8 protein-coding genes are annotated in these 7122 nt (G+C 44.6%); all 8 read right to left on the bottom strand.

Annotated features, from left to right (window positions below; genetic code table 11):
* Positions 1–518 (bottom strand): phage baseplate assembly protein V (locus tag HMPREF0670_RS16760; RefSeq protein ID WP_044078234.1); only part of this gene is annotated, 518 nt, incomplete at its 3' end.
* Positions 519–775: 257 nt separating this feature from the next.
* Positions 776–1633 (bottom strand): DUF5991 domain-containing protein, encoded by an 858-nt coding sequence (locus HMPREF0670_RS11810; protein WP_009231386.1) that lies wholly within the window; start codon positions 1631–1633, stop codon positions 776–778.
* 151 nt (positions 1634–1784) lie between these two features.
* Positions 1785–2387 (bottom strand): hypothetical protein, encoded by a 603-nt coding sequence (locus HMPREF0670_RS11805; protein WP_009231385.1) that lies wholly within the window; start codon positions 2385–2387, stop codon positions 1785–1787.
* A gap of 8 nt (positions 2388–2395) precedes the next feature.
* The gene (locus HMPREF0670_RS17175; RefSeq protein ID WP_044078233.1) at positions 2396–2608 is read right to left on the bottom strand and encodes a hypothetical protein; all 213 of its coding nucleotides are present in this window, start codon (positions 2606–2608) and stop codon (positions 2396–2398) included.
* 146 nt (positions 2609–2754) lie between these two features.
* Positions 2755–3099, bottom strand: coding sequence for a DUF4280 domain-containing protein (locus HMPREF0670_RS11795; protein ID WP_044078232.1), 345 nt, complete (start codon positions 3097–3099; stop codon positions 2755–2757).
* A 186-nt stretch (positions 3100–3285) separates the two neighbouring features.
* Positions 3286–4071 carry a hypothetical protein gene (locus tag HMPREF0670_RS11790; RefSeq protein WP_009231384.1) on the bottom strand — a complete coding sequence of 262 codons (786 nt, stop codon included), beginning with the start codon at positions 4069–4071 and terminating at the stop codon, positions 3286–3288.
* Between the two features lie 131 nt (positions 4072–4202).
* Positions 4203–4991, bottom strand: a complete 789-nt coding sequence (locus HMPREF0670_RS11785) for a hypothetical protein (protein WP_009231383.1) — start codon at positions 4989–4991, stop codon at positions 4203–4205.
* Positions 4992–5002: 11 nt separating this feature from the next.
* Positions 5003–7122, bottom strand: a 2120-nt coding sequence (locus tag HMPREF0670_RS16755) for a phage baseplate assembly protein V (RefSeq protein WP_232213916.1), incomplete at its 5' end; no start/stop codon positions are given.

Here is a 7122-nt window from a genome sequence, read left to right as displayed (position 1 = left end):
ATCTTGCTTTTGCCCTCCAACAGGATGTTACCGTCAGCGTCCATTTGCAAGCAGCTAGCACCTTTCCCTACGTTAGTGGCATAGTTCGCCCCTGCATTTACCACGTGGCTGTTACCGGCAGAGATGGTGCAGTTGTTCTTCGAACTCGTCGTTGTGTTCCCTGCACCGTCCATCAAGAGCCACGCCTTGCCAGGATCGGCTAGTCGCACGCTGCCCGTCTCGTCGTTCATCGCCAGCGTACTTCCGCTGCGCGTGGTGATGCTCTTGCAGCTGTTACCCTTGCCGCCGCCACCGCCGGTGATTCCGTTGAACAGGCTCCCCATCACGTAGGGGCGGTTGGGGTCGCCGTGGCGGAAACCCACCAGCACGTGGTCGCCCACCTCGGGGATGAAAACGAAACCGCGGTTGGTCTCAACCCCGCCGCGGCTGCCCCCGCCGCCGGGCGTCATCACGCGTATCCAACTCATGCGTATGATGAGCTGTTGTTTTCCATGGCAGAACGTAAGGAAGGCGGCCATGCATAGTTAATGTTGCAAATCTAGGCATTTAATCCCACAACATCAAGAAAAAGGAATTTTAAATCTCGAACATTAACCCTCTTTAAACCTACGCACCGTGTATCTAAATTTTACAAAACAAACCTTAAGGCAAGATGTACCGGTGGCAAAAATATTAGGACGAACGGGGAGGTAGATTCGCCATTTCAGTAAGAAACGAGCATAGGAGGTTGTCTTTACCCATTATTTCTATAAATCGAGGGTAGTTTATAGAAATGTTAAAAGCCATGACGGTTTACTTTTCTACATTTGATTTTTACATTTTCCTTACCTTCAAAATTGCTGATGAATGGACTTTCGAAATAATATCTTCCTTCTTTATAATATAAGTTCACTATGGGTGAAATGCCTCTGTCAAGATTGGGCATCGGTTCGTCTTCCGTCAATGATTTAGCAAAACCAAAGGAAAGTTTATCTTCTGTCTCGGCTTTTACGCTACATAGAACCTCGAAGGCTGTCATGTGTCCATTACCACTAAATACACATCGGTCAGCTGTGATGCTTAATGTGTATTCTATAAAAGGTGAGGGCGCAGTGGTAGTATCCGAAAGGAAATATTCATACTCACCAAACCATTTGGAGTTTCGTACTTGTTTTATATGCTTTTCGCCCAACTTGTTTCCTTCATGTAAATCAAAATACTTAGATGTAAAATCAAAATCTGGATATTGTATCACGGCATACTTTTTACCATGATTGTATAAAATGATACTTGTCCATATTGTTTTTATAATGGGCGTATTAGTTATATTGACATCACAATCTTTGAACCTTATAACTCCTATTGTTGTATCGGCATAAATGATGGATATGTTGTTTTCTTCCAAGAATGTTTTTATTTGGAATTTATCTTCAGCTATGCCATCTGATGTCGTATAAAAATCTTCTTTTTCCTTATATGTTTTTCTTAGCTCATTTAATTCTCCCAAGCTTAACTTGAAAAATATTGCGCATCTTTCTTTGTCTACAAATAATGTATCTTTTCTGCTGGTAAAACTTATTTCCTGCGGCTTTCGCCTAGCGGTACATGAAATACAACCTATTGTGATTATCACGATGAATATAAACCTTTTCATATTTGTGCTATTTCTTTTGTAAGATCTCAATATGAAAACAAATTCTCTTCTTTCCGTCTATAGAATGAGACTCTTTCATTGTCTTTATATTATGCAGCTGTAACTATTATTTCTGTCACCTCACGGTCAGCCATAAACGATATAACGAACTTCACTTCTCCTTCCCTTTAAACAATCTGTCAAATTCTTCCTCTGGCAGGAAATAGGCAAGGTATTGCTCAACAAATTTCCGCGTGGAATTATAATCTATTATGCAGGGACTAGAAGAGGAATCCCAGGGACCTATCGTCAGTTGGTTGTTGTACAAGTGGGTGGCCTTGATAAAGAATATCGGCATCGGCAAAGCCCTTGTGCCATACTTCGCATCGTTCCACTGAGCGGTATTGGCATAAGCAAAGATTGTAGGCTGTTCTATGTATAAAGAACTTCGAGAAAGATCTTCATTGTCGATTTCCCCAGATGTGTCGATACCACTGAACGACACGATGGCCAGATACTTTTTATACTTGTCGGAATAGAAGATGAATTGATTGTAGTTTCTACTACCTTTCTTGCCAAAACGAAATCTGTAAAATTCCCTTATCCTTTCATACTTTTGGGGTATCGTTAGCTTAATAACTTTCGACCGGCTTAAGTATGTGTCGACATAATCATACGCATCGGTATTGCCTCGATAGAACAGGTAGGTGATTATGTAAAAGAGCACTGGCACAACCACAAGGTTGGACCAGACGTAAGTGGAATTGATTTTCATTGCGCTATTTATGTTACGTTGGCTACGATACTCATGAGGGATTTATTAATTGTTCCTTTGTTTTTGTCCGACGCATTTGCTGTGCTCACCTTATTCTTAGCGTTCTTAATGTGCTTTACCTCTTGCACATCGGGCATGATTGCCCATCTGCCGCCAAAGGCATTGGTGTTGCAAGAAGAAATGTAGGCTGCCGCCTTAATGGCTGTTTTCTCGTTAAGCACTATTCACCCACCACGGCAGCAATCCATGTAAGATTGGCGTAACAATGCGGGACGGCCTTCCACCATTACGCCCTTATGCGAAAGAACCCTCGCTATATCTTGGCGAAGTTTCACACTTACGTTTCCTTTCCAGCAACGCGCCCGTTTCACTCGCTCTCCACAAAGGAGTTGTCGGCAGCATCGCAAAAAGAGATGCGGCCACCCTTGGCACATGGGCAGAAAGATTGCATCGTGAGTTTCTTTGCGCCATTCACACTGCTCTGGGCGGACACGTGCTGCCAGGCAATAGGACTGGGAACGCATGGTCGATTGGGCCATCCGCATTTGCATGTTCCAAAGGTTGGGATGTTCTTCATCCCTGCCTTGTCGGCCTCGGTAGCCACCAACGCGCCGCCAATCCTTACCAACGAGTGGCTGTCTACGCGTATCTGCGCATTGCCTGTTGCAAAAGTGCAACGCATGTGTGCGCCGTCTACGATAATCTTCTCCATATATATATTATATTACGTTTAGGATATAAGGCAAACCGCATACTTTTGCAACTGGGGCTTTACGCGGTTTGCGCCACATAAGTGTAGGTGTAGCGTTTGGCCCTGTCGCCGTCTGTACGCCCATTCAAATGGGCTAATGCAGCCCCGTTCCCACCACAGGCATACACTTCGGAGACGACACGGACCTTAATCAAACAGCTTGCGCCAAAAGCTCTTGCCCTTCTTCTTTGTCCCTTTCTTATCTTGTTGATTTTTCTTACTCTGTTCATAGAGATATTTATCTTGTAACTTAACGGGAGACTTATTGGTCATGGCTTTGAGCTCTTCTTCTGGCGTCATTAACATGAGATTATCAACATGTTTCTCCATGTACAAAGTTTCACCAGTAGTACCGTCTATCAAAAAATGATCGCTATAACTTCCACTACTGTCTTCATTACACCATACCTCGTACCAAGGCCTATGCAGGTCGTTCTTGCCTTCTGAACGATACATCTTCAGTGTCATTTTCCTATCAAGTATGTCATAACCATACTCAGCCTTCATCTTTTTGATGAGCGATTCCAATGTGAACTTATAGGGTTTGTCTTTATCTTCCATCTGAACAACGCGCCCCAAGGTGTCGTAATGGCATTTGTCCCTAATGCTAACGTTGTAAAACGATTCTAAGCTATAACGCAATCTGCCTTTAAGGTCGCACTCGTAATAGTTGCTGTATGGTGTGTCAAGGCTTTCACGATTCTCCGTATACCCAACATGAACACCATTGGTGTCATTAATTTTAAAACAAGTAACCTTCGTGTGCCCTTCCATGCACTCATAAAAGTCAGACCCTTTGGCCTTTGCCACAAAATCATCAATGTCAAAATAACGTATCATACTCTTTCCCTTATGGCTGTAAACACTGTCTGTCTGTGCACAACATAGTGTACAGAAAGGCATCAGAAGGGATATGATGGCTAACATTCTCATCGCTTCTTGTTTTTAGGTTTCTAATAGTGGCATAGTTGATAAAGGGAAGTATGGGGCGTAGGGAGGAGGCGTTACACAGCCCAGTATATCTGCTGAGCGGTGCAGGCTAGGCTTAGACCCATATATATGCCTTAATCAAACAACTTTCGCCAAAAGCTCTTACCCTTTTTCTTTGTCCCTTTCTTGTCTTGTTCCTCCTTTTTCTTTTTCTGTTCATAAAGATACTTTTCTTGTATTGTTACAGGCCTTCCTGCAAGCATATCTTCAATGTACTTTCCGTCTCCTTCTCTGTCTATATATACATCTCGCTCTATATATAAGGTTTCTCCTGTCGTGCCGTCTATCAAAAAGCGCTCACCATAAAGTCCATTTGGTTCATTCGTACATAAAACCTCATACCAAGGTCTGTGTAAGTCCTCTTTTCCTTCATCACGTTCTAGGAGATTAACCTTTTTTCTATCCTCGACATCATAACCATATTCATTCTTCATTTTCTCAATAAATGCGTCCAAAGTAAACTTATAGGGTATATCATGATCGATCGTTTTTATTATACGTCCCAGCGTATCGTAATAGCACTCTTTACCTATGTCGAATGCTTGAAATGATGTAATGCTATGGATTAACCGACCTCTAAGGTCGTACTCATAGTAGTAGCCGTAGGGAGTGCTAATACCTTCACGCCACTCCGTATACCCAATTACCTTTTCCTTGGAATCATACCTTTTCAGATAAGACACCCTCATATCACCTTCTACACAATCATAACCACTGCTTGTTGTAGACTTCCTTTTAAACTCTTCAATGTCAAAATAACGTATCATGCTCTTTCCTTTATAGTTATAAACACTATCAGTTTGTGCGTCTCCCCTTAAACTTGAGAATAACACTATCGTCAAGATAATTAGATTTCGTATCATAGCTTTACTTTTTATTCTTTACGCACTATTTTCCATTGCCAGTACCAAGTGGATTTTCTTGTGCTGGCGTAACTCATTACATTGTCCGTTGTATTCTCCTTGTAGACGTATCTTCGTGTGCTCTCCTCTATCACTTCATCGTCAATATGCGTATGATGCAACCCCATGCCATGCAACACTTCATGCGACAGCACCATGGCTTCGGGATTGGCAAAGAGAACCAAATTTTTCTTATAATGCGAGAACTTTGTTGTCCCACTTTTATATACAGATTCACAAAAGCCATAAAGCTCCACCTTCTTATCAAAGCCTCTTTCATTAAAGGAGAAAATCGTAAAGAATCCATTATACTGCGGGTATTTCCGTAAGAAGACAATTCGCAGATACCTTGCAACATTGCTATTGAAATAACGTTGAAGTGTCATACCTACTCGCTGTTTCGTGAATTTTTGTATCTTTCCATTCTTGACGTATATTCCGCCAGGCATAAACCGCTTGTCTTCAACCAAATCTAAGACGATGCTCTTAGGATTTCCATCAGCATCCATCAATACCTTACCATCTTTATCTTTCAAATGCTGTTCAAACACTGGGTTTATATACATTTGGTGCAGGGTATTGCTTAGAAGCCCTAAATGTTCTGAGGAAAACTTTCCTTCCTTTTCCTTGCCATTAATCTCCGTCTTTACACACACCAATACGAACTTCATTCTCTTCTGTGCCTTTTCGTCATTCACCCCAACCAGAATCTTCCCAGCAAGACTTCGCAACCTAACCTGGTCGGGCATCGGCTTATCTGCACACCCCTTGGGATAGGCAAACACACGGATAACGCCCTTATCCGCATCGCTGAAACTCTTATTGCAAGTTATCTCTATCGTATTGCCCGACTCAATCTTGCCGTTTGTCTTCTCCTTCTCCGTCAGCACGGGTCTGTCTATCTCGAAGGTCTCCTTGTCGTAGTCGAACTCCAGTCGGTCCACCTCCTCGTTAATGTCTACCAAAACACGTAACAGAGCCTTATAGCAAGGTTTTGAAACATCCTTGTCTAGTTTCAATGCTTCCACGCATTCTTTTGAATATAGATTAAGGTAAGGCACAAAATACGTATTCTCCTCACCTTTCTTAAACGTGATGGGCACCTGCTTATATTCATTCTTCAGATTATCGTATGCCTTATCCTTGGTGAGGTTTTGCAGTCCGTCGGAATATCCGCTCACGATAATGTCCTTGTATGGCATTTCTGCCGTTGCTTTACCATCGTTCACGCGAAGCCAATCGAACCCGTATTGCCCGTTGTATTCGGGTCTTGCCGGCCTGAACTCCACCGTGGCCAGTGCCATCTGTTCTTTCTCCTCCTTCTTCACGTCGTCTGCCTTCTGCTCCATGTTCAGGCTGCCGTCGCTTTTCATGTCCATCCGTCCGCGCGAATTGGCCAGCACCTGTTCGTCGCTGTGCATCAGCAACTTCTTCGTGCCGATGGCGTTCAGCGTTTCGCCTTGCAGCTGCATGCCCATCTCCGTGCTGAACAAGGCCGACGCACTGCACATTTCCAAAGCGTTTACCACGGTTGTTCGGTAGCTGTTGGTCACTGCGTTCATCGCGCCACCTACGCTTGTAAGCCAGTTGCCGGCCACACTCGCCATCAGCTCGCCGCCAACGTTCAGCGTTATGTTTCCACCAGTGTTCATCGCTATGCGGCTGGCGTTCATTACGATGCCGTTAGGCGCGTTAAGTTCCATGTGCCCCTGCCCATCCATCAAAACCATGTTGCCGCTAGGGTCGCTAAGTGTCAGTGTCCTACTGTCGTCGTCGAAGGCGATGCAGATGCCGCTGCGCGTGCAGATGCTCTTGCTGTTGTTGCCATCGCCTCCTCCCTTACCCGTCCTACCGTTGAACAGGCTGCCCATCACGTAAGGGCGGTTGGGGTCGTTGTGGCGGAAACCCACCAGCACGTGGTCGCCCACCTCGGGGATGAAAACGAAACCGCGGTTGGTCTCAACGCCGTCGCGGCAGCCCCCGCCGTCGGGCGTCATCACGCGTATCCAGTCGGTGTGCATGTTGCCCGTCTGCCAGTTCATCCGCACCTGCACGCGGCCCTTACCCTCCGGGTCGGCATTGCTCGTAACGC

The organism is Prevotella sp. oral taxon 317 str. F0108 (assembly GCF_000162415.1).
Lineage (GTDB): Bacteria > Bacteroidota > Bacteroidia > Bacteroidales > Bacteroidaceae > Prevotella > Prevotella conceptionensis.
This window is presented reverse-complemented; position numbering and strand designations above follow the sequence as displayed.

Excerpts from the sequence above, each read along its gene's own strand:
- HMPREF0670_RS11785 (WP_009231383.1), bottom strand. The coding sequence starts at position 4,991 with ATGATACGAAATCTAATTATCTTGACGATAGTGTTATTCTCAAGTTTA.
- HMPREF0670_RS11790 (WP_009231384.1), bottom strand. The coding sequence starts at position 4,071 with ATGAGAATGTTAGCCATCATATCCCTTCTGATGCCTTTCTGTACACTA.
- HMPREF0670_RS11795 (WP_044078232.1), bottom strand. The coding sequence starts at position 3,099 with ATGGAGAAGATTATCGTAGACGGCGCACACATGCGTTGCACTTTTGCA.
- HMPREF0670_RS11805 (WP_009231385.1), bottom strand. The coding sequence starts at position 2,387 with ATGAAAATCAATTCCACTTACGTCTGGTCCAACCTTGTGGTTGTGCCA.
- HMPREF0670_RS11810 (WP_009231386.1), bottom strand. The coding sequence starts at position 1,633 with ATGAAAAGGTTTATATTCATCGTGATAATCACAATAGGTTGTATTTCA.